The following is a 22312-nucleotide window of genomic DNA, read 5'->3' as shown; positions in this document are numbered from 1 at the left end:
CCCAGCTCCCCAGCCGGTCAGGCGGTCAGGCGGTCAGGCGGAACCAGCGGTCGAACACGCGTTGGACGGCAGGACTGAGCCTCGTCCTGCGCCATTGGTTCGCGGCCCTCTTGAGCACCTCCGCCTGGGTCGGATACGGCAGGATCGTCGAGGTGAACTTCGAGAGTCCCAGCCGATGCGTCACCGCCAGCGCGAGCGGTGCGATCAGATCGCCGGCCCCGGTCGCCACCACCGTGGCGCCAATCACGCGATCGCTGCCTCGCTGAAGCAGGACCCGCAGGAACCCATCCTCCTCGCCGTCGAGCAGGGCCCGATGGTTCTCCTCGAGCTGCACGTCGATCACGTCGACGTCGATCCCGCGCTGCGCCGCCTCCTGGCGATCCAGGCCGACGTGCGCCACTTCCGGCGACGTGTACGTACACCGCGGCACGACCAGCCGGTCGGCACGGGCGCTCGGGAAGAACAGGGCGTTCTGGACAACGACACCGGCGTGGGCATCCGCCAGGTGAGTGAACTTGGGCGCGGGTGTCACATCGCCGGCGGCGTAGATCCGTGGATTCGTCGTCCGCAGCTTCGCGTCGACCACAATGCCTCCCGCGCCACTGTGGACGCCGATCTCCTCGAGGCCCAGGTTCTCGACGTTCGGAAGCCGCCCGACGGCGACCAGCAGCTCGTCGCTCGTCGTCTCCCGGCGCTCGCCCTCGCTGTCCCTGTAGATCAGGCGGACACCCGTGGCAGACGAGGAGACCTCCTCGATCCGCACACCAAGGGCAAACTCGACCCCGTCCCGCCGAAGGGATCGCTCGACCAGAGCAGCCGCGTCCGGGTCCTCGCGCGGCAGGATGCCGGGCAGAAGGTCGAACGTCGTCACCCGACTGCCGAGTCGCGCGAAGGACTGCGACAGCTCGCAGCCGATCGGGCCGGCGCCGATGACGGCCAGGCGCTCGGGCCGCTCGGTCAGCGAGAAGACCGTCTCGTTGGTCAGGTAGTCGGAGCGGTCGAGTCCGGGAATCGGCGGCGCCTGGGGACGCGCGCCAGTGGCGATCACGGCCCGCCGGAAACGGAGCTCCCGGTCGCCGGCGGGGCCGGTCACTGACACCGCGCGATCGGACAGGAATCTGCCCTCGCCCAGGTAGACATCGACCCCAGCGTCACGAAAGCGCTCGGCCGCGTCGTCCTGGCTGATCGCCGCCCGGATCCGCCGCATGCGATCCATCGCGGCGCCGAAGTCGCCCGCGCGATCGGGCCCCGGCGCCCCGAACCCGGTATCGGCGTGGCCGGCCTGCCATCGCCTCGCCGCGGCGATCACGCCCTTCGACGGGACGCAGCCGAAGTTCAGGCAGTCGCCACCCATGAACCGGCGCTCGATCAGAGCCACCCGGGCGCCCAGGCCGGCGCTCGCGATCGCGGTCACGAGCCCGGCGGTTCCCGCCCCGATCACGACCACGTGATAGCGACCGTCGGGTTCCGGGTTCGTCCAGTCGGCGGGCGCCACCAGGGCGGTCAACGCCTGGTCGTACCGGTTTCCCGCGAGCATCTCCGGTCTGGTCACTCTCCCACCTCCTCCTGGAGCGCGCGGCGCGCGATGCGGGTGACGAGCACGATCACTGCGACGGTGGCGACCAGTCCGACTCCCGTGACCACGTGGGTTCCCCAACCCCGCTCGTCGCCGACGCCGGCAGCGATTTCGGCCAGATCACCGATCACCTTGCCGTAGTACACGTACAGCAGGGTCGCCGGGAGCATGCCGATGAAGGCGCCCGCGTAGTGCCCCAGCTTCACCCTGGTCAACCCCAGGGCGTAGTTCAGCAGCACGAAGGGAACGATCGGCGTCAGCCGCAGCAGCAGGACGATCTTGAAGCCCTCGCGGCCCACCGCCCGGTCGATCGCGGCGAAGCGCGGTTCCGCCGCCACCCGTTTCTCGATCGCTCCGCGGAAGAAGTACCTGGACGCGATGAAGGCTCCGGTCGCCCCCAGGCACGCTCCGACGAACACCAGCGCGGTGCCTTCGGCCAGACCGAAGATCGCGCCGCCGGCGACTGTGAGCAACGATCCCGGAATGAAGGCGACGGTCGCCACGGCGTAGCCCAGCACGAACACGATCGGTCCCCACACGCCGAGCCCGTCGACCCAGGCGCTGAACCCGGGCAGGTAGCCGGCGATCCGGCGGCCGAACAGCAGCAGGGCGGCGACGACCAGGACGACGACCGCCACCCTCACCAGAATCCGCAACTTCGAGGCCTTCGCCGGCCTCCCACCGGCGGCACCGCTCCCATCCGGCTGTGTGACCTGACTCTCAGCTCCACTCATCGAAGTTCCCCTTCCGCGGACTGGTGCTCGGCTCCGGCGAGATCGAACACGCTCTTGACCGGTGTGTACACCTCGCCCGGCAACTCCACGAACTGCGTTTCCCAGCCGGCCATCGATCCGTTCCACAGACCGGGACGTTCCAGAGCGGTCAGCTCCCGGCCGCCATGACTCTTGCGGACCACGAAGCTGGTGTCATGGTCGACGTAGTCCTCCAATCGGTACGCCCTACCGGCGGGCCGGCGCGCCGCGCAGACCAGGAACACCGGGTTGAAGTGCGTGGACCGAGCCAGGATCGCCGCCTGTTCGCCGTCCTCGAGGTCGATCTGGGAGGTCTCGACGATCTGAAGTCGCACCTCGCCATATGTTTCCTGAACCCAGAAGGGGCCTCCGCCGGCAGTACCGGTCGCGGGAACGACGCCGCAGACCCTGGCTGGCCGGTGTGAACGTCGCGCCAGTTCCAGTGCCATCCCAGCCAGGATCCGCATGGCGCGAACCGCCGCGCCCTGGGCCTGCTCGGGCTGGACGTTGTCGATGTTCTTCACCCCGATCAACTCGAAACCCCGATCGGCCAGGGACTGGAGGTTGCCGAGCAGTGCGCCGTGCCCACCGGGCCGGACCAGCAATGAAGCTTCGGGAACATTGGCCACCCGGAACGGCTCGCCATCCGCATCGACCGCGACGCTGTCCGTCGCCGGCGACTGGTGGGAGAGCGAGACGTCGAATCGGCACCCCAGCCGCCGTTCGAGTACGGAGAGCCGGTCGCCGAGGAGCGCCTCGAAGGCCGCCCGGTGATGGACGGCAACCGAGAAGTGCGCCGCCGCGGAGCCGCTGCCGCCCACCAGCGCGGCCGCCTCCACCAGGTGCTCCTCCAGCGCGGTCCGCTGCTCGCCATCGGCGTAGCGGTGGAACGGGATCAGGGCCTTGGGTGCATCGCCGTACCGCTCCAGCAGTTCGGAAGGACCGCAGTCGAACGGAAGCTGGCGCCGGGTCTTCTCGAAACGGACCAGAACCGGGTCGGTCGCGGCAAAACCGCCGGCCTGGGCTCGTCGAAGCTCCGCGAACAGCCGCGATGCGGCCCCCGACGCCGGCACGAACCGGATCAGCCGGCCCGCCCGCGCGGCGGATCGCCCCTCCTTGGCCAGCCGAGCGCCCTCGGCGCCTCGAGGCAGTGGGAGGATGCCGTCGCCGACCAGGGCCGGACGCACGAGCTTCGTCGGGGGCGGCGGATCGCGCAGCAGCGCCAACTGCCGCCTGGCCTCCTCAACACCGATCTCGTGCGCCTCGAGCTGCTCGTGGTCGGCGGCTATCAGACCGTCCTGATCCGGCGGCGGCTCCAGTCGTTCCGCTGCTGCACTCATGAAGTTGGACCGCAGTCGATCTCCGCCGCGCCGTTAGAACTCACAGCGACTCAATACGAGAACGTCGGCAGCTGCTCGAAACATCCCGCGATGGTCGGCGCCGCCCGGTCGCGGTCCGAGAGCAGCGGCTCCTCGACCGGCCAGTCGATCCCGATCTGGGGGTCGTCCCAGGCAATCGAGAGTTCGTCGTCCCGGTCGTAGTAGTCGTCGCACTTGTACTGCACCTCGGCGCTCTCGCTGATCACGCAGAAGCCGTGGGCGAAACCGCGCGGGATGTAGAGCTGGCGGAAGTTGTCCTCCGACAGGACGCAGCCGGTCCAGCCCAGGAACGACGGAGAGCCGCGCCGCACATCCACGGCGACGTCGAAGACTTCGCCCCGGGTGACGCGAACGAGCTTCGTCTGCTGCCGGCGACACTGAAGGTGGAGGCCACGCAGCGTCGCGCGGCCAGACCGCGAGTGATTGTCCTGAACCCAGGGCCTCTCCACGCCGGACACCCCGAACGTGGACGAGTTATGGCTCTCAAGGAAGAAACCGCGGCCGTCCCGGTGAACAGCGGGTTCGACGATCAGCACATGGGGCAACCCGGTCCGGTGGACCCTGGGCGGCGCGCTCAACGTCCCTCCTCCAGGACGAGGCTCAGGTAACGACCATAGGTGTCGTTCGTCGTTTCCGCCAGCCGCGCCAGCTCGTCCGCGTCGATGTACCCCATGCGATAGGCCACCTCCTCCAGGCAGGCGACCTTCAGTCCCTGACGTTCCTCGAGCGCCTGGATGAAGTTGCTCGCCTGAAGCAACGCCTCGTGCGTCCCCGTGTCGAGCCAGGCGACGCCGCGACCGAGGAGCTCGACCTGGAGCGTGCCCTCAGCCAGGTAAAGGCGGTTCAGGTCGGTGATCTCCAGTTCGCCGCGCGCCGAGGGTTCAAGCGTCCGCGCCAGGTCGACCACCCGCTCATCGTAGAAGTACAGACCTGGAACCGCGTAGGGCGACTTCGGCGCCGCAGGCTTTTCCTCCAACCCGATCACCCGCCGCTCGTCATCGAACTCGACCACTCCGTACCGCTCGGGATCCCGGACGCGGTAGCCGAAGATCACTGCACCCGGCGAGGAGGCGTTTCGGTTCGCGGCCCGCTGGAGCACCCGGGCCAGGCCGTGGCCGTGGAAGATGTTGTCGCCAAGCGCGAGCGCCGCCCTCGCTCCGCCCAGGTGCTCGGCGCCGATCAGGAACGCCTGGGCGATGCCCTCCGGCGCTTCCTGCACCGCATAGGAAAGCTCGAGGCCGAGCTCGCTGCCGTCGCCCAGCAGGCGCCTGAAGGCTGCCTGGTCCTGCGGCGTCGTGATGATCAGAACCTCTCGCACACCCGCCACCATCAGGCTGGACAGCGGATAGTGGACCATCGGCTGGTCGTACACCGGCAGCAACTGCTTGCTGACCGCGCGCGTCACCGGATGGAGCCGTGTGCCAGCGCCGCCCGCGAGCAGGATTCCTCTTAGCGGACTCATGTCGCAGCCGTCAGGCGGGCCTGTGTCCCCATCCGGGTCCTGGACGCCCCAAGGGCCACCGCTTCGCACCACTCGCGGTGCTCCAGATACCATCGCACCGTCTCGCGCAGCCCGGTCTCGAAATCGTGCCGCGGCCTCCAATCCAGTTCGCGCCGCACCTTCGAGGCATCGATCGCGTAGCGATGATCGTGACCCGGTCGATCTTCGACGAAGGTCATCAGTTCCCGATAGCTGCCGATCCCCTTAGCGGCAAGCGCGGCGTTTCGTTCCGCCGGGACCTCCGCCTCCACCGCCGCACAGACAGCCTCCACGACTTCGAGGTTCGTTCGTTCCTCGTCGCCCCCCAGGTTGTAGCTCTGGCCCGGTTCGCCACGCCTCAGCACTGAGAGCAGACCGGCACCGTGATCGTCGACGTGCAACCAGTCCCGGACGTTCCTGCCCTCGCCGTAGATCGGCAGCGGGAGTCCCTCGATCGCGTTCAGGATCATCACCGGAATCAGCTTCTCCGGATACTGATATGGACCGTAGTTGTTCGAGCAGTTGGTCACGATCGCGGGCAGACCGTACGTGCGCCAGTAGGCGCGCACGAGGTGATCGGCGGCGGCCTTGGACGCGGAGTACGGCGAACTCGGATCGTAGGGTGTCTGTTCGTGGAACCGTCCTTCGTCGCCGAGGCTGCCGAACACCTCGTCAGTCGACACATGGATGAACCGGAACGCGGCCCTCTCCTCTGCGGAACCGCCGCTCAGGGCGATCCGGGCTGCTTCGAGAAGTTCGAACGTGCCGACGATGTTCGTGCGGATGAAGTCGCCGGGACGGTCGATCGAGCGGTCCACGTGACTCTCGGCCGCGAAGTTGATGACCGCGGTGGGACGGTGCTCGGTGAAGACTCGCCCGACGGCCTCGCGATCGGCGATGTCGCCATGGACGAACCGGTAGCGCGGATCGTCCTCCACGGCCTCGAGGTTGAGGAGACTGCCGGCATAGGTCAGCTTGTCGAACACGACTACGCGGCTGTCCCGACACGAACCGTCGGCCAGGGCGCCGGCGGTGAAGTTGCTGCCGATAAAGCCGGCGCCGCCGCAGACAAGCAGAGTCTCGCTCACAACCAAGAGATAGGATCCCGTCTCAACCTTCCGGATTCGGCGGCGACGCTGCCGGGCTCTGCGGCAGCACGGCGGCCGCCGCATCCAGGACCACGCCGTGAAGGCGGCCGTTGGTCGCCACCACGCCACGGTTCCCGTCGAGAGTCCGCCCCCGACTGAAGTCGAGGTTGCGCCCGTAGGCGTCCGTCACCGCGCCGCCGGCTTCGGAGACCACGATGAAGCCCGCCGCATGGTCCCAGATCTTCTCCCGATAGGTCCTGGACGACGGTAACCGGAGGTAGATCGAAGCATCGCCACGGGCGATCGCCCCGTACTTGCACTGACTGTCCATGCGCACGGGAGGGGCCGTCACCCCAAGCCGCAGGGCAATCCTGGCGTGCCGATCACGGTCCGAGTGCATCGCTTCGGCCGACTCGCAGAAGGCAGCGTCACCCGACGCGGCCACCGCGGAAACCCCGATCCGCCGCGCCGTCCCCCGATCCTCGTCGAACGGTAGTTCCCAGGCGCCCCGGCCACGGGCGGCGACGAACAGGCAACCGCGGCCGGTGTCCGAAGGCAGGTTCGGGCAACCGAGCACACCGCCGACGACCGCGCCGTCCTCCATCAGGCCCAGGGCGATCGCGTACTGGTCGCCGCGCAGGAACCCCTTGGTGCCGTCGATCGGATCGAGGACCCAGAACCTCCCGCTGGCACCGCCCGCATCCGAGCAGCGGTCGATCGCGGCTCGCACGTCGGCGGCGGTGACATCGGGCAACTCGGACCGGACGGCGTGGGCGACCTGGTCCAGGATCTCCCTCCCTCCGGGAGCGCCCAGAGCCTCCGCGGTCTCCTCGCCGACGATGGCCTCGCCAGGCGGCAGCGTCAGGCTGACCAGAGCCTGGGCCGCGTAGTCGGCGACCGTCACCGGCGACCGGTCCTCCTTGGTCACGAAGGACCCCTGGAGCGATTGCTGAAGGCGCCGCGTGACCCGGCCCGCGATCCGCACGGACTGAACCGCGGCCGCAAGTCGACCGTAGTTCTCCGTATCCAGGTGATCGCCTCCGTGTTCCACGCGGCAATGATACGGAGCAGCCGCGATGCATGCCACACTGTCATCTTGACGCATCGTCAGAAAGATGAAGCTGGACTCATCGCGGAGGCTGTCGCAGGCTCCGAGCGCGCCTTTCAGACCCTGGTCGAGCGTTACCAGCGCCCCGTCTTCAGCCTGGTCGTGCGCATGGTCCGGGACCACGGCATCGCCGAGGACGTCACCCAGGAGGTCTTCGTCAAAGCCTGGATGGCCCTTGCCCGCTACGACCCCCGGCGGCGCTTCGCGAGCTGGCTGTTCAAGATCGCAAGCAACGCGGCAATCGACCACTTGCGGCGAAAGAAGCTACCCACCGTTCCGATCGAGAGCGGCGACCCCGACGCATGGTCCGTCCTCGACCGGATCGAGGATGAGCGGGCGGAGGCGGCCGACACCCTGGTGAAGCGGCATGAACTGGCCGAGGCCCTCGAGGCAGCCATAGCAGCCCTTAGACCCGAGTACCGGCTGGTCGTGCTGCTCCGTTTCAAGGAGGAACTGCCCTACCGGGACATCGCGGAAGTCACCGGCATGCCGCTCGGAACCGTGAAGACGAACCTTCGCCGGGCCCGCCGCGAGATCGAACAGCGCCTGCGCGCGGGTGGCGTGGTTTGAAACCGCGGCGATCTTCGCATCGTAGGGCGAAGGACATGGTGAACGCCGCAATCAAGCCGCCGTCATACAATCGCACCTGCCGCGAGGAATGAACATGCGGAACCGAATCGACCTCCGGACCCTCTTCCAATCGCTCGACGATCCCGCCCCGGGGGAAGGGTTCGTCGAACGGGTGATGCGGGAGGTGGCGGCGACGCATCGCCCGGTTGAGGTGGCGGCACCGGTGACGCATCTGCTCCCGTTCCGCATGCCTGTCTGGGCTCAGGCGTCGGTTGGCGCCATCGCCGCCATGGCGATGCTCCTGCTCGGCGGCGTGACGCTGCTCGTCCCGTCGACCTGGCTGACCATGCTGAGCGCGCTGGAGGCAACGCTTTTCACCGCGGTCTGGATGCTGACCTGGACTGCCGGCGTCCTCGCCGAGAGCCTCCCCTTCCTGAGCGGAGCAGTGCAGGTCGGCGAGGCTCTGGACTTGATTCTGCGCACCCCGCAGGTCACCGCGGTCGTCGCCGTCGCGACGCTGCTCAGCCTGGCGGCGGTCTTTTTTCTGCACCGGTTCTCTTCGAGACCGGGCGGGCGCCGTCGGGTTCGTGGAGCACGACCCGTCGCCTTGCTGCTGGTGGGTGGACTGTGCTGTACGGGCTGGGCGTTTGGTCAACAAGAGGACGCTCCGGAAGCCCAGGAAGAGGCGAGCGCGACACTGGAGGAAGCCCGGGAACGTCTGGACGAGGCACTCGAGGAAGCCGGCGAAGACGCCCGGGGTGCCATCGAGGAGACGATCGAACGGTTGGACGATCTCGAGCGCGACCTGAACGGGGACGGGGGAGTCGAAGTGGTCGTCGACCTCGACAACCGGGTCGCGTTCGGCAGCACCGTGCGGGTCGGCGAGGGCGAAGTGGTCAACGACATCGTGTCGGTCGGGGGCGACGTCAAGGTCGATGGTCAGGTTCGCGGCGACGCGGTGGCGGTCGGCGGCGAGGCGAAGATCAACGGCCGCGTGACCGGCGAAGTGGTCGCTTTCGGCGGCAATGTGGAGCTTGGCCCCGAAGCGGAGGTCTGGGGCGACATCCTGACGGTCGGCGGCAGGGTACGTCGGGAAGACGGGGCGTCCGTGCTCGGCGAAGTCTCCGAGGTGGCCTGGGACGACTTCGACTGGAGTTTCGGTGACGACTGGTTCGATGGTTGGGACGGCTACTGGTTCCCACGCGTCGGCGACCGGCCGCCGTTCTTCCGCCTCGGCAAGGTGTTCGAGTTCGTCCAGTCGATCATCTTCACCGTCCTGCTGATCGCGCTCAGCGGCCTGGTCCTCCTGGTCGCGCCGAAGGGAGTCAGCCGGGTGCGAGCGGCGGCCTCGTCCGACCTGTGGGTCATGTTCGCGGTGGGCCTGGGTGTAGAGGTCTTCTTCCTGCCCGTCCTGATCCTGGTCAGCTTGTTGCTCACCGTGACGGTCATCGGCATTCCCTTCGCCATCCTCCTCTGGCCCGCTGCGTTGATCGGTCTGACGGCGGCCTTCGTGTTCGGCTACACGGGCTCCGCGGCGGCGGCAGGCGACTGGTGCAGGCGGCGGTTCCAGGGCGCCGGCCAGGTAGCTGCCGGCAGCTTCGGCGCTCTGGCGCTTGGCGTCCTGACGATCCAGGCGATTGCGCTCGTGGCCGACCTTCTCGGCTTCCTGGGTCTGCCCTGGTTCTTCCGCGCCATGTTCCGTGTCCCGGGCGTGCTGATCTGTTATCTGGCCTGGACGATCGGCCTCGGCGCCGTCTTCATGACCCGTTTCGGCAGGTCCGACTATGCAGTCGCGTCCGCTTCGGCGTTGCCGCCGACACCTCCCCCTGTTGACGACGCAGACACGGGCGACGCATCTCCGGGCGACTCCGAATCGTCGCAGGGTACCGACGACGGCGACCCCAAGCCGCCGATACCGAAGCCGCCCGCCGAATAGCGGCGCGCAGGCGCACGCCCGGATCGTAGTAGGCTCCACCCATGCCGGCCCGCGGGCTCGCCAGTATGGTCCTGCTCGTAGCGCCAGTCGCCGCTGCCGCGGCCGCCGACGACTTCTCACACTCCTGTCAGCAGCTGCAGGACGGCTCGAACCCGTACTTCGGCACCAGGCTCGCCGACGAGCTTCGAGCCGAGTTGTCCTCGACCGGTTCCAACCCCGAGACCCTGGCCCAGCTCGGTAGCGAGCTGCTTCGGCTCGGTGACACCGAGGGAGCGATCCAGTACCTGTCCGCGGCGACGAGGGCGATCGCTGCTTCACCCGACGTCCGACCGACCGTCCCCGAATGGAACCTGGCCCTGGCGCATCTCCAGCGGGCTGAGGATCTGAACTGCGTCCATCACACAGGCGCCATGGCGACGGCGGACGACCCGGTCGCGGACCGGGCTCAGGACCGCCCCGTCCGCCGTTCGGCCGACAGCTGCATCCTGCCGCTTGTCCCCTCCGCGGTCCACGCCCGCCCCGAACACGCCCGCGCCGCGGGCGACCTGTTCCTGGCCATGCTGCAGGAAGGGCGGCCAGGCGGTACCTGGAGGCACCGGGCGAGGTGGCTGCTCAACGTCACGAGACGGCTGACCGGCGACTTCCCCGAGGGCGTGCCCGACCACCTCCGCATCGACGAGAGCGTCTTCGTCTCCGCTCGGTTCGCGGGCGGGCGCTGGCGCAATCTCGGACCGGAACTCGGAATCGACGCTCTCGATCTTGCGGGCGGCGCCGTCGTCGACGACTTCGACGGCGACGGCGTTCTCGACATGGTTACTTCCACGTGGGACCCATGCGGCCCTCTCCGAGCGTTTCGAGGCGACGGCCGCGGAGGTTTCGAGGACACGGGCGAAGCCTGGGGCCTCAGCGCTCAGCTCGGTGGCCTGAACCTGATCCACGCCGACTACGACGGTGACGGCCGCCTCGACCTGCTCGTCCTGCGCGGCGCCTGGTTGCTGGAGGAGGGCCGCATCCGCAACTCGCTCCTGCGCAACGAACTCGACGGCGACGGCGGGCGCTTCGTCGACACCACCAGGGCCGCCGGTCTGGCCGAACCTGCGTATCCGACCCAGGCCGCCGCCTGGGGCGACTACGACGGCGACGGCGACCTGGACCTCTATGTCGGCAACGAAGCGAGTGAGGCCCACGAGTACCCGTCGCAACTGTTCCGCAACCTAGGCGACGGCACGTTCGAGGACGTGGCGGCCACTGCGGGGGTGAGCAACCTGCGCTACGCAAAGGGCGTCGCCTGGGGCGACGTGGACAACGACGGCGACCTCGACCTCTACGTCTCGAACTTCGGCGCCAACCGGCTCTACGTGAACGACGGCGGCCTGTTCCTGGACGTCGCGATCCCCGCGGGCGTCACCGAGCCGGAGCGGGAGAGCTTCGCCACCTGGTTCTTCGACTACGACAACGACGGCGACCTCGATCTCTTCGTCGGTGACTATCGCGACCAGGCGACCGAAGTCGTGGCCTCCTACATGGGGTCGGATCCCGGAGTGGGCCAGCCGCTGCTCTACCGCAACGACTGCGGAACAGAGCCAGGCTGCAACGGCAGGTTGCGGATGACCGAAGTGTCGCGCGCACTGGGCATCCGCCGGCCGGCTCTGCCAATGGGAGCGAACTACGGCGATCTGGACAACGACGGATGGCTCGACTTCTATCTCGGCACCGGCGAACCGGACCTCGCCAGCCTGATGCCGAACGTCATGTACCGCTACAACGGCCGGCGCTTCGAGGAGGTCACCTTCGCCGGCGGCTTCGGCCACCTCCAGAAGGGCCACGGCGTCGCCTTCGGCGACCTGGACCGCGACGGAGACATGGACCTCCTCCATCAGCTCGGCGGCTTCTACCCGACCGACACGTTCGGCAACGCGCTGTTCGAGAATCCGGGCAGCGACAACGCCTGGATCACCCTGCGCTTCGCGGGCGCCGGCAACGCGGGCTCGGGCGCCAACCGCTTCGGCGTCGGTTCGCGGGTCGCCCTCTCCGTCGACGGTCCGGGCGGCAAACGCACGATCCATCGTCTGGTCGGCTCGGGCGGCTCCTTCGGTGGCAACAGCATGCAGCTCGAAGTGGGTCTGGGAGACGCAACGAGGATCGACGAGATCCGCGTCCGATGGGCCGGTAGCGGCACGGTGCAGGTCTTCGAAGACGTCGAACCGCGAGCGTCGTACCGGGCCAGCGAGCGGGTGGAGAGTCTCGAACGCGTCGAGGAGGATTCCTTCCGCCTCGGCGGCGACGGATGAGAACGGGGCCCACCGGCGTCGTCGCGTGGGTGGCGTCAGCGCTTCTGCCCACCCTCACCGGGGCAGGAGAGAGCGACGTGGTCTTCGTCGACGCAACAAAGAGCGCCGGCCTCGACTTCCGACACTGGAACGGCATGAGCGGCCAGCTCTACTATCCCGAAGTCGTGGGCGCCGGCGCGGCGCTCTTCGACTACGACAACGACGGTGACCTCGACCTCTACCTGGTCCAGGGCAACCTGCTGGGCGCGGACGGGGATCCCGGTCGGGCAACCGTTCCCTGGGCCGGCGACTGGCCGCCCCGCGATCGCCTCTATCGCAACGACCTCCAACCCGGAGAGGACGGCGCGACCGTCCGCCTGGTCGACGTCACCGCCGAGAGCGGTATCGAGGCCACGGGCTACGGCATGGGCGTTGTGGCCTCCGACCTCGACAACGACGGCTGGATCGATCTCTACGTGCTCAACCTCGGCGCCAACCAGCTCTGGCGAAACGAGGGCGACGGTACGTTCAGCGATCGGACCGAGCCGAGCGGCACCGGCGACGCGCGCTGGAGCATCGCGGCCGCCGCCGCTGACTATGACGGCGACCTCGATCTCGACCTGTTCGTCGTCAACTACCTGAACTTCTCGCTGGTCACCCACAAGACCTGCCTTACAGAGCGCGGCGAAGTCGACTACTGCCTGCCCGGCGCCTACCAGCCCGTCCCCGATCTCCTGCTACGCAACGACGGCTCCGCTCGTTTCGAGGACGCGACGGCAGACGCCGGCCTGACTTCGGTTCGACCCGGCAACGGCCTGGGCGTCCTCGCCGCCGATCTGGACCTCGACGGCCGTCTCGACTTCTACGTCGCCAACGACCTCATGCCCAACCACCTTTGGATCAACGCCGGAGACGGCGCCCTGGTCGAAGAAGGCCTGATCAGCGGTGCTGCCCTCAACGCGGACGGCGAAGCCGAGGCCAGCATGGGCGTCGCCGGCGGCGACTACGACGGTGACGGCGACTTCGATCTCTTCCTGACCCACTTCAACCGGGAGACGAACACCCTCTACCGGAACGACTCGGAACCCGGCGCACCCACCTTCCGGGACCGCACGAACGCGGCGGCACTGGCTCGACCGAGTTGGGACGCGACTTCCTTCGGCACCGCCTTCGTCGATCTCGACCACGACGGCTGGCTCGACCTTGCGGTGGTCAACGGCGCCGTGACGTTCGCGGCCGGCAGACCGCGCACGGAGGACGACCCCTTCCCCCTGGATCAACCGAATCAGGCGTTTCTGAACGTGACCGGAGGTTCCGCTGGGCGCCGCTTCGATCCGGCGCCGGCGGGCATCCTGGACGGTGCCGCACCCCTGGTAAGCCGCGGCCTTGCGACCGGTGACATCGACAACGACGGTGACACCGATCTGATCATCACGAACAACAACGGACCCGCAAGACTGCTGCTCAACCAGGGGGCTGCCGGCGACGACTGGATCGGTCTGGCGCCGCGCCTGGACGCCGCGCACGGCCACCGACCGGCATCGGGCGTCACCGTGCGCATCCACCGCGGCGCGGCTTCGCCGCTCGTCCGCCTGGCAGGCTCGAGCGGCAGTTACACGTCGTCGGGAGACCCCCGGATCACGGTGAGTCCTGCCGGCGCCGAAGTGTCGCGCGTAGAAGTCCAGTGGCCGGACGGAAGGGTCGAGGAGTGGCCGGCGCCACCCCCGGCGGCTTACACTGACCTCGTCCGAGGCACGGGTCGATGGACCGATGGACGGGAAGAAGACGAAGAATGACCAGGCGGACCAAACCACGGCGAGCGAGCCCCTGGGCCTGGGTTCTGCTGACGCTCGCGGCGGCGGGTTTCGGCGCGCAGACCGAGATTGCCGGCCGGCTCGTGCCGGTACCCGAAGTCGATCTTCGCGGTGTTGACGAAGCGGTCCGCACGCAGATCGCCGAGCAACGCCAGTTGCTCGACGACGCCCTGGCGGCGGGATCGCCAACCGCGGAAAACGCCGATCGACTGGGGCGGCTGTTCGGCGAAGCCGGTCAGCTCTACCTCGTGTACGACCTCCTGCCGCCGGCGAGAGCCTGTCTGGCGAACGCCGCGGAACTGCATCCGCAGAACTTTCGTTGGCGCTACCTCCTCGGCAGCGCGGCCGAGCACCTGGGACAACTCGAGGAAGCGGCCGCCTCCTACGAACAGGCCAGAGCACTTGAACCGGACGACCCGGCGACCGCCATCCGCCTCGGCCGGGTCCATCTCGAGTTGGGACAAGGCGAGCCGGCACGAATCCACTACGAGCGCGCGCTGAACCTGCCCGGGGCGAGAGCGGCGGCGCACTTTGGCCTCGGACGTCTCGCCGCGGAAACGGATGACCCGGCCGCGGCACTCGAACACTTCCAGGCCGCGTTGCGGGAACAACCCCGGGCGAACGCGCTTCACTACCACATTGCCCTCGCCCACCGCGCCCTGGGTAACGACGACGCCTCGCGCGCGGCGATGGAACTCCGCGGTGAGGCGCCAGTCGCCTTCGCCGATCCAATCGCCGCGGAGATCAAGGAGTCAGCCACGGGAATCGGCGCTCAACTGCTGCTCGGGCGCGTCGCCCTGGCGGCAAACGCCTTCGAAACCGCAGAGCAGCGGTTCCGCGAAGCCGTCGAGGACCATCCCCGGAGCGCTGTTGCCAGAAGGTCCCTCGCTGCGGCCCTGGAGCAGATGGGGCGCCGCGCCGAGGCCGCCATGTGGTACCAGGAGGCACTGAACCTGAGTCCGGACGATGCCGCGCTGTACTTCCACACAGGTCGGCTCTACAACCAGGAAGGCCGATTCCAGGCGGCGGCCGAACGACTCAGGCGAGCCGTCGAGCTCGAACCGTCCTTCGGGCCGGCCTGGGTGGAGCTGGCAAGGAGCCTGGGCGAGACAGGCGAGCATCTCGAAGCCGCCGAGGCCTTGACCCAGGCTCTCGAACTGGCGCCGGGCGACCAGAATCTCCGCTTCCATCGGGCAAGCAACTACCGGCTGGGCGGCCGCCGCGAACTCGCGCTACGGGAGTTCGAAGCGCTCCTGGCCGACTTCGGACTCAATCGCGAGATCGTGATGCAACTCGGACGGATCGAACAGGAACTCGGTCGGCCGGCCTCGGCGGCTCGTCGTTTCGAGCAGCTCATCCGAGCGGGCGGCGATCCCGGCCTGTTGAGCGCCGCCCACTTCGAACTCGGCAACATCCGCACCCAGCAGGAACGCTACGAGGAAGCGATTCCTCACTATCAGCGGGCGATCGTCGGCAACCCAACGTCAAAGGAGGCCTACCTGAACCTGGGTACGGCGCTGGGCCGGCTCGGCATGTTCACCGAGGCGGCCCTCGCCGCCCGCCGTGCGCTCGAACTCGACCCCTCGGACACCAGGGCCCGCGCCGCCGAGGTCACCGCGCTGCTCCTCGCCGGCGAGGATGCCAGGGTCCGCCTGATGCTCGAACAGACCCTGGACCTTCCGGACCAGGGTGGAAGCGGTTTCTTCGCCCTGCTGCTGGCGGAACTCCTGGCCGCCTCCGAGGACGACTCGGTGCGAGACGGCGCGATGGCCCTGACCCTGGCCACCGACCTGTTCCAGCGTGCCCAGACCCCGGCCCACGGGGCGCTGGTCGCGCTCGCCTACGCCGCGACCGGCGACTTCGAACAGGCCGTCGCCTGGCAGCAGCGGCTGATCGACAACTTGGAGCGCGCCGGCGCTTCGGAAGCGCTCCCGGCTGCCCGCGAACGCCTGGCGGCCTACCAGGCGGGGCGTCCGGTGCGGGCGCCGTGGCGGCGCTGACGCGCGACGGTGGTGCGTAGGCAGCGGCGGTGCGTAGCGCAGCGGCGGTGGCACGCGGCGGCGGCGGGGCGGTGCCTGCTGCCGCCTCGGCTGGACGGACCGAAGGGAAGGGGTCCCAGCGGACGCTCCCGCTTTCTGAGTAAGGGAAAGGTCTGCGCTCGCTTCGGTCGGCTGCGCTCCGGTTCGGCGTCAGTTGATGGCAGGGCGTCGGCCGTCGCTTGCCGACAGCCCGCTGGGACCCCTTCCCTTCGGTCCTGGCCGAGGCTGGGGGCGTTGCGCCGCGTAGGAGCCGTCTGCCGACGGTCAGACTCCCTGCGATGAGAACTCGCCGTAGCGGACCTGGCGGCTCACCCTTTCCCGGGATCTGTTGTTCCCCGCTGGCGTCTCGTCTCCTGTACGGCCAAGTCCATGGCCCGATCGGAATCGAGCCCCGAGTTCGCGCCTGCCTTCTTGACCAGGTCCCCAACGTCTTGTCCTTCCGCCGCCTGGGAATACCGGCCGGGCTCGGTCTCCTTCACCTTGCCCTCTTCGACCAGCGCATCCAGGTGTGCCCGTAGCGAGAAGGCGGCGGCGCCGTGGAGTTTGGGGTCGACATCGGTGTAGATGCGTTCGACCATCTCGGGGATCGTGGCGACGCCGGCGGCGATGGCGTCGAGGGCCTGGTCGGTGCGTTGCTGGCGGTGGCGGTGGATCTCGTGGATGCGGTCGAGGGGCGGCTTGATCGACTCGCCGTGGCCCGGGTGCAGGATGTCGATGCCGTCATTGCCGAGTTCGATCAGCCGCTCGAGGGAGGTCATGTACTGGTTCAGATTGCCGTCGGGCGGGGCGATGATCGAGGTTGACCAGCCCATGACCAGGTCGGCGGTGAAGACGGCGCGGTCTTCCTCCAGCAGGAAGCAGAGGTGATCGCTGGCGTGGCCCGGGGTGTGGAGGGCTACCAGCGTCGCGCCGCTCGAGGACAGGCGATCGCCGTCCTTGAGGCGGGGGCCCGCGGTGAACGGTGGATTCTCCCTGAAGGCGCGGATCTCGGCACCCGTGTGCTCGGCGACGCGGGGCGCCAGGGGCCAGTGGTCCCGGTGGGTGTGGCTGATCAGGACGGCGGCGACCTCACGGCCGCCGAGGGCGCGCAGGATGGCGTCGAAGTGGGCGTCGTCCTCCTCCCCTGGATCGAGCACGAAGACCGGGCCGCCGGCGCCGCCGATGACGTAGGTGTTTGTTCCTGGACCGGTGAACATGCCCGGGTTGTCCTGGGTGACGCGCAGCACCCGCCCGGAGAGCGCGACGGGCGTGCCCTTTGGGAGACCCGGCATGACGGCGCTAGCGGCTGAACGCCCGCTGCCAGTCCTTGACGTTCGCCGCGGAGGGGCGCATAGCCGCTTCCTCGTAGCCCTCGTCGCCGGGCAGCACGGCTCGCGCCGGTTCGTCCGGCGTCCGGCCCATCAGCACGCGGGGCTGCATGACGGGGAACTCCGCCTGGGCGTCGACGGCGGCGATGGCGGCGCCGGCGGTCTCGAACTGGGCCAGCTTTTGGAGGTTGCGGATGGTAGGAAAGATGATCATCCACTCCTTGCGGCGCGCGTGGCCGAGCGCTTCCCGGGCGGTGACCCAGGCGGAACTCGTCAGTTCGTGGTCGTCGTGGGCGGCGGTCTGGTTACGCGGCGCCCGCGTGACGAAGAAGCGGGTGTCGTAGCGCCGCGGCTGTCCCTCGGGGGTGATCCAGTGCGCCCAGTAGCTGATGCGGTCCGTGGCAAGGGTCAACCCCTCGGCGGCGGCAATGTCGAGCAGGGACCGTTCGCCCGCGTTCAGCTCGGCTCGCAGACGTTCGAAGTGCTGCTCGACCGACGGGTCCGAGAAGTCGAGAATCTGCCCGTCACGGTCGTAGGCCAGCAGCACGCCGGCCTCCTCGAAGCACTCGCGGATCGCGGCGACGTAGAAGGTCAGGCCGCCCTCTTCGAGCGCGAGCCGGGCGCTGGCCTCGCGGTCGGTGAGGCCGTGGCACAGCGCTTCGTCGACCCGGTCTTCGGGGTCGACGCGACCGCCCGGGAAGACGTAGGCGCCCCCGACGAAGTCGGACTGGATGTGGCGGCGTTCCATGAACACTTCCACCCCGCGGTCGCTGTCCCGCAACAGGAGGACGGTCGAGGCGTGCCGGGCCACCACCGGGGACGTCGCCTGATCAACCATTCTCGCCATCCAGTTCTTCGATCAGGTCGTCGGCCGGCGGTTCCGTGGCCTGCACCCGTCGGGCCGTCGCCTCCGCGGCGCGCATGGCGCGCAGGAAGCTGCGGCCCGCGATGTCCTTCAGTTCGTCGTCGCTGTAGCCCCGCCGCACCAGTTCCACGAACAGATCGGGAAACGTCGAGGCGTCCTCGAGGCCGACCGGCACGGTCGGGATGCCGTCGTAGTCGGAGCCGATTCCCAGGTGCGCGGTCCCGATCAGGCCACGGATGTGGTCGATATGGTCGGCCACGTCGCTGAGGGATGCCTGGGCGCCCGGGTTCTCACTTCGCCAGGCCATGAGCCGCGTGCGGATCTCCTCCGGCGCGGTTCCCGCGGTCATCAGTCGACGGCGTTCGGCATCCAGCCGTTGAAATGACGCCCGCACCTTCTCGTTGACGAAGGACGGTACGAAAGTGACCATGACCACGCCGCCGTTCTCGGCAAGCCGCCGCAGGACGTCGTCGGGCACGTTGCGTGGACTGGCTGTGACCGCGAATGCCGAGGAGTGCGAAAAGATGACCGGCGCTTGGGACTCGTCCAGCGCATGGTGCATCGTCTGCGGCGAAACGTGGGAGAGGTCGACCAGCATGCCGAGCCGGTTCATCTCCCGGATCACGCGCCGGCCGAACGCCGTCAGCCCGCCGTGCGCCGGCTGGTCGGTCGCGGAGTCCGCCCAGGCGACGTTGCTGTTGTGGGTCAGCGTCATGTAGCGGACGCCGACCGCGTAGAGCTGCCGCAGGACTCCCAGGGACGACTCGATCGAGTGCCCGCCCTCGGCGCCAAGCAGGGACGCGATCCGGCCGGCGCCGTGGACGCGCTCGATGTCGTCCGCGCTGAGGGCCAGCTCCAGGTCGTCCGGATACCGCTCGATCAGCCGCCTGGTCAGGTCGACCTGCTCGAACACGACCCGGGCCGCGCCGGCGCCGGTGTAGGAGGTCGGAACATAGACCGACCAGAACTGGGCGCCCACTCCCCCCTGCCGCAGACGCCGCAGGTCGGTGTGCATCGGCGGCTCGAGCGCGGTGGTGTCCCGGAAGTCGATCTCGTCGAGGTGGTTCGAAACGCGCGTGCGGTACTGCCACGGCACGTCGTTGTGGCCGTCGATCAGCGGCACCTCCCGGAGCAGGCCGAGTACGTGCTCCCGGCTGGCGCGATCCTCCTGGGCGTCGGTCACGGGCGGTGAACCATAGCTCACCGCCACGGCCACGACGGCGCCGAGAACAGCGCCGGTTGTCCTTCTCATCCTGGTTCCCTCCTCCCGCAGCACGCGATTGTAGGGGAACCCGGCAACGTGTGCCGGTGCTAGGGTGGGCCCGGTGCAAGGCTGCTGGGCAAGGACGATCGGCATCGTCGGTCTCGGCAGCTTCGGTCGCTTTCTGGCGCGGCACCTGGGCGCCCGGTTCGACGTGCAGGTCTGGGATCGCCGCGACCTGAGCGCCGAAGCCGCCGCGCTGGGCGCGCGCTGGACGGGCCTCGAAGGCTGCGCCGGCTGCGACATCGTGATTCCGGCGGTCCCGGTCCAGGATCTCGACGGGCTGATCGCCGACCTGGCCCCGTGCCTCGCACCGGCCACGCTGGTCGTCGACGTCGCCTCGGTCAAGGTGAAGCCGCTCCGGATCCTCGAGCAGCGCCTGCCCCGGCAGGTCCAGTTCATCGGCACTCACCCGATGTTCGGCCCCCAGAGCGGTCGCGGCGGGATTCGCGGTCTGAAGGTCGTGCTCTGCCTTCCCGAGCGCCCGGTCGACAGCGAACGGGTGCAGGCGGTGAGAGCCTTCCTGGAGTCGGACCTGGAGCTCCAGGTGCTCGAGATGTCAGCGGAGGAGCACGACTCCGAGATGGCCTACATCCAGGGCCTCACCCACTGGATGGCCAAGGCGCTCAGGGAGATTCACGTCCCGGACCCGGCCCTCGGCACGGTCGCCTACCGGCACATGATGAAGATCGAAGAGAACCTCCGCGACGACTCGGACGATCTGTTCCTGACCATCGCCCGCGAGAACCCTTTCGCCGCCGACGCCCGCCGGGAACTCCGCGAGAGGCTTCGAGAGATCGAGGAGGCGATCGAGCAGGACTAGCTACGACAGCCAGCGCTTGCGGCGCCGGTAGTGCTTGACGTCGCGGTAGCTCTTACGCTGGCCGACCTGGGTCAGTCCGAGGTAGAACTCCTTGACGTCGGCGTTGTCCTGGAGCTCCGCCGGAGTCCCCTCGAGGACGACCCGGCCACCCTCCATGATGTAGCCGTAGTGGGCGATCTCGAGTGCGCGGGTGGCGTTCTGCTCCACGAGCAGAATCGTCGTGCCCTCGTCCCGGTTGATGCGCTGGATGATCTCGAAGATCTCCTGGACGAGGAGCGGCGCCAGGCCCAGTGACGGTTCGTCGAGCAGCATCAGTTTCGGCCGCGCCATGAGGGCCCGGCCGATGGCCAGCATCTGCTGTTCGCCGCCGGAGAGGAACCCGGCCATCGAGTTGCCCCGCTCCTTGAGACGTGGGAAGTAGCCGTACACCCGTTCCAGCGCTTCGTCCGTGCCGCCCTTGTCCCGGGCCGTGTAGGCGCCGGCCAGGAGGTTTTCCTGCGGCGTCAGATGCTCGAAGACCCGACGCCCCTCCATGACCTGGAAGATGCCCCGGCGCACGATGTCCTCGGCGGGCAGCTTGTCGATCTGGATGCCCTCGAACTCGACGTTGCCGTCCGTGACCTCGCCGTCCTCGGGATGAAGCAGTCCCGAGATCGCCTTGAGCGTGGTTGACTTGCCGGCGCCGTTCGTGCCCAGCAGCGCCGCGATCTGACCCTGCTCCACCTTGAGCGAGAGCCCCTTGAGCACCAGGATGACGTCGTTGTAGATGACCTCGACGTTGTTCAGGGACAGCATGGCGTTCGGGCCTGCCCTACTCGGCCGCCCCCAGGGTGGAGGCCATCCGCATCTCGGTCACGGGTTGGAACTTGCCTTCCCTGATCTCGAAGATCCTCATGCCCTTGATGCCGCGATGGTCGGTGGACGTGAACGTGACCGGCGCGGTCACACCGCCGGTGTCCCAGTCGTCGAAGGTCTCGAAGGCAGCGAAGATGGAATCGCCGGTCACTTCGCCGGCAGCGGCCGCGCGTTCGATCGCCTCGGTCACCAGACTGGCGACCGCCCAGCCCTGGCCATAGAGCAAACCCTCCTCGTCGATCGACGCGCCCTTGGACGCGAGGTACTCGGCCGCTTCGTTCAGGCCGTCGATCCCCTCGCCCGGCGGCGAGTAGATGATCGAAGCCAGAACACCTTCCGCGGCGTCGCCCGCCAGATCCAGCAGCACCTCGTTGCTGCAGTAGTTCAGGCAGGCGAAGCGCAGGTCCAGGCCCAGGTCCCGCGCGTTCTTGACGGCAATGGAAACCGGTCCCGACGTGTTCTGGAACACGACCGTGTTGGCGCCGGATTCGGCGATCCGGGTCAGCGTGGCGCTGAAGTCCGTGTTGCCCCGCGCCATCTCGTGCGGCGCCATCTCGATGCCGCGCTGCTTCGCGTACTCCTCGCCTCCCTGGCGCCACGGCGAGAGGCCAAACGGACTCGGGTGGTGCATCAGCGCGACGTTCGGCATCTCGCCTCCCGAGGCTTCCGCCTCTTCGATCAGGTAGTCGAGCAGGATGAAGAGCTGGTCGCTGTAGGTCGTGCCGACGAGGAAGTTGAAGGGGGCCTCGGACGGATCTCCCAGTACGTGGGAGAAGGATGCCGAGACGAAGGGAATGCGGTCGGCCGCGATCCGGCCGCGCAGGGCTTCGGTGTCGCCGGTGCCCCAGCCCATGAACATGACCGCTCCGGCCTGGACGTACTCGGAGTAGAGCTGCTCGGCCTTCGCCACGTCGTAGCCGTAGTCGTTCCACAGCAGGTCGACCTCGCGGCCGGCGATGCCGCCGAGTTCGTTCAGGCGGTCGTAGTAGTCGCGGATCGCCTCGGCGTACAGGGTACCCACGTCCGAGGTCGCGCCGGTCAGGTCGAAGATCGCACCGATGGTGATCGGAGCATCCGCTTCCGAAACCGGGTCGCCGCCTCCGCAGGCGGTGAGAAGCAACAGAGCTACAGCAGCAAGGCAAGCGAGACGGTTCATGTCGTGGTCTCCTGAAGGGGCATGGCCGCCCCG

18 protein-coding genes are annotated in these 22312 nt (G+C 68.5%); 6 read left to right on the top strand and 12 right to left on the bottom strand.

All coding sequences use genetic code 11. The annotated features are described in order from the left end of the window. Positions 1-25 precede the first annotated feature (25 nt). From OXG83_12325 to OXG83_12295, 7 genes are read right to left on the bottom strand one after another with little or no spacing between them, the layout of a single operon-like run. A complete protein-coding gene (locus OXG83_12325; GenBank protein ID MCY3965818.1) occupies positions 26-1537 on the bottom strand; it encodes a mercuric reductase in 1512 nt (503 codons plus the stop codon). Positions 1538-1548: 11 nt separating this feature from the next. Further along, positions 1549-2310: a TVP38/TMEM64 family protein gene (locus tag OXG83_12320; protein ID MCY3965817.1), complete on the bottom strand. Its 762-nt coding sequence runs from the start codon at positions 2308-2310 to the stop codon at positions 1549-1551. Beyond that, positions 2307-3668 carry a DUF4301 family protein gene (locus OXG83_12315; protein MCY3965816.1) on the bottom strand — a complete coding sequence of 454 codons (1362 nt, stop codon included), beginning with the start codon at positions 3666-3668 and terminating at the stop codon, positions 2307-2309. Before OXG83_12315 ends, OXG83_12320 begins: the two co-directional genes overlap by 4 nt. A 50-nt stretch (positions 3669-3718) precedes the next feature. Beyond that, a complete protein-coding gene (gene rfbC, locus OXG83_12310; GenBank protein ID MCY3965815.1) occupies positions 3719-4285 on the bottom strand; it encodes a dTDP-4-dehydrorhamnose 3,5-epimerase in 567 nt (188 codons plus the stop codon). Further along, positions 4282-5169: a glucose-1-phosphate thymidylyltransferase RfbA gene (gene rfbA, locus OXG83_12305; protein MCY3965814.1), complete on the bottom strand. Its 888-nt coding sequence runs from the start codon at positions 5167-5169 to the stop codon at positions 4282-4284. Before rfbA ends, rfbC begins: the two co-directional genes overlap by 4 nt. Then, positions 5166-6275, bottom strand: a complete 1110-nt coding sequence (gene rfbB / locus OXG83_12300) for a dTDP-glucose 4,6-dehydratase (protein ID MCY3965813.1) — start codon at positions 6273-6275, stop codon at positions 5166-5168. Before rfbB ends, rfbA begins: the two co-directional genes overlap by 4 nt. 22 nt (positions 6276-6297) lie before the next feature. Continuing rightward, on the bottom strand, positions 6298-7326 hold the full coding sequence (locus OXG83_12295) for a 3'(2'),5'-bisphosphate nucleotidase (GenBank protein ID MCY3965812.1): 1029 nt from the start codon (positions 7324-7326) through the stop codon (positions 6298-6300). A gap of 45 nt (positions 7327-7371) precedes the next feature. On the opposite strand from OXG83_12295, the gene OXG83_12290 reads away from it, so the two are divergent. The 5 genes from OXG83_12290 to OXG83_12270 all read left to right on the top strand — a co-directional run bounded on the left by OXG83_12290 (position 7372) and on the right by OXG83_12270 (position 15973). Further along, complete coding sequence (locus OXG83_12290) at positions 7372-7953, top strand: sigma-70 family RNA polymerase sigma factor (GenBank protein MCY3965811.1); 582 nt, start codon at positions 7372-7374, stop codon at positions 7951-7953. Between the two features lie 94 nt (positions 7954-8047). After that, complete coding sequence (locus OXG83_12285) at positions 8048-9889, top strand: hypothetical protein (GenBank protein MCY3965810.1); 1842 nt, start codon at positions 8048-8050, stop codon at positions 9887-9889. Between the two features lie 41 nt (positions 9890-9930). Further along, positions 9931-12180, top strand: a complete 2250-nt coding sequence (locus OXG83_12280; protein MCY3965809.1) for a CRTAC1 family protein — start codon at positions 9931-9933, stop codon at positions 12178-12180. Further along, positions 12177-13955 carry a VCBS repeat-containing protein gene (locus tag OXG83_12275; GenBank protein ID MCY3965808.1) on the top strand — a complete coding sequence of 593 codons (1779 nt, stop codon included), beginning with the start codon at positions 12177-12179 and terminating at the stop codon, positions 13953-13955. Before OXG83_12280 ends, OXG83_12275 begins: the two co-directional genes overlap by 4 nt. After that, positions 13952-15973: a tetratricopeptide repeat protein gene (locus OXG83_12270; protein ID MCY3965807.1), complete on the top strand. Its 2022-nt coding sequence runs from the start codon at positions 13952-13954 to the stop codon at positions 15971-15973. The genes OXG83_12275 and OXG83_12270 overlap by 4 nt, the downstream gene beginning before the upstream one ends. A gap of 347 nt (positions 15974-16320) precedes the next feature. On the opposite strand, the gene OXG83_12265 is transcribed toward OXG83_12270, so the two are convergent. The 3 genes from OXG83_12265 to OXG83_12255 are packed head-to-tail and all read right to left on the bottom strand — an operon-like array spanning position 16321 to position 19436. Further along, on the bottom strand, positions 16321-17283 hold the full coding sequence (locus OXG83_12265; GenBank protein ID MCY3965806.1) for an MBL fold metallo-hydrolase: 963 nt from the start codon (positions 17281-17283) through the stop codon (positions 16321-16323). 7 nt (positions 17284-17290) lie between these two features. Continuing rightward, positions 17291-18166, bottom strand: a complete 876-nt coding sequence (locus OXG83_12260) for an NUDIX hydrolase (GenBank protein MCY3965805.1) — start codon at positions 18164-18166, stop codon at positions 17291-17293. Continuing rightward, positions 18150-19436 (bottom strand): dipeptidase, encoded by a 1287-nt coding sequence (locus OXG83_12255; protein ID MCY3965804.1) that lies wholly within the window; start codon positions 19434-19436, stop codon positions 18150-18152. Before OXG83_12255 ends, OXG83_12260 begins: the two co-directional genes overlap by 17 nt. Before the next feature lie 73 nt (positions 19437-19509). Here OXG83_12255 and OXG83_12250 point away from each other — a divergent pair, with 73 nt between their 5' ends. After that, complete coding sequence (locus OXG83_12250) at positions 19510-20268, top strand: prephenate dehydrogenase (GenBank protein ID MCY3965803.1); 759 nt, start codon at positions 19510-19512, stop codon at positions 20266-20268. On the opposite strand, the gene OXG83_12245 is transcribed toward OXG83_12250, so the two are convergent. Together OXG83_12245 and OXG83_12240 are read right to left on the bottom strand one after the other, a co-directional pair. Next, positions 20269-21063: an ABC transporter ATP-binding protein gene (locus OXG83_12245; protein MCY3965802.1), complete on the bottom strand. Its 795-nt coding sequence runs from the start codon at positions 21061-21063 to the stop codon at positions 20269-20271. A 16-nt stretch (positions 21064-21079) separates the two neighbouring features. After that, a complete protein-coding gene (locus tag OXG83_12240; protein ID MCY3965801.1) occupies positions 21080-22279 on the bottom strand; it encodes an ABC transporter substrate-binding protein in 1200 nt (399 codons plus the stop codon). Between the last annotated feature and the right edge of the window lie 33 nt (positions 22280-22312).

The sequence above is a fragment of the Acidobacteriota bacterium genome (assembly GCA_026707545.1).
Classification (GTDB): Bacteria; Acidobacteriota; Thermoanaerobaculia; order Multivoradales; family Multivoraceae; genus Multivorans.
This window is presented reverse-complemented; position numbering and strand designations above follow the sequence as displayed.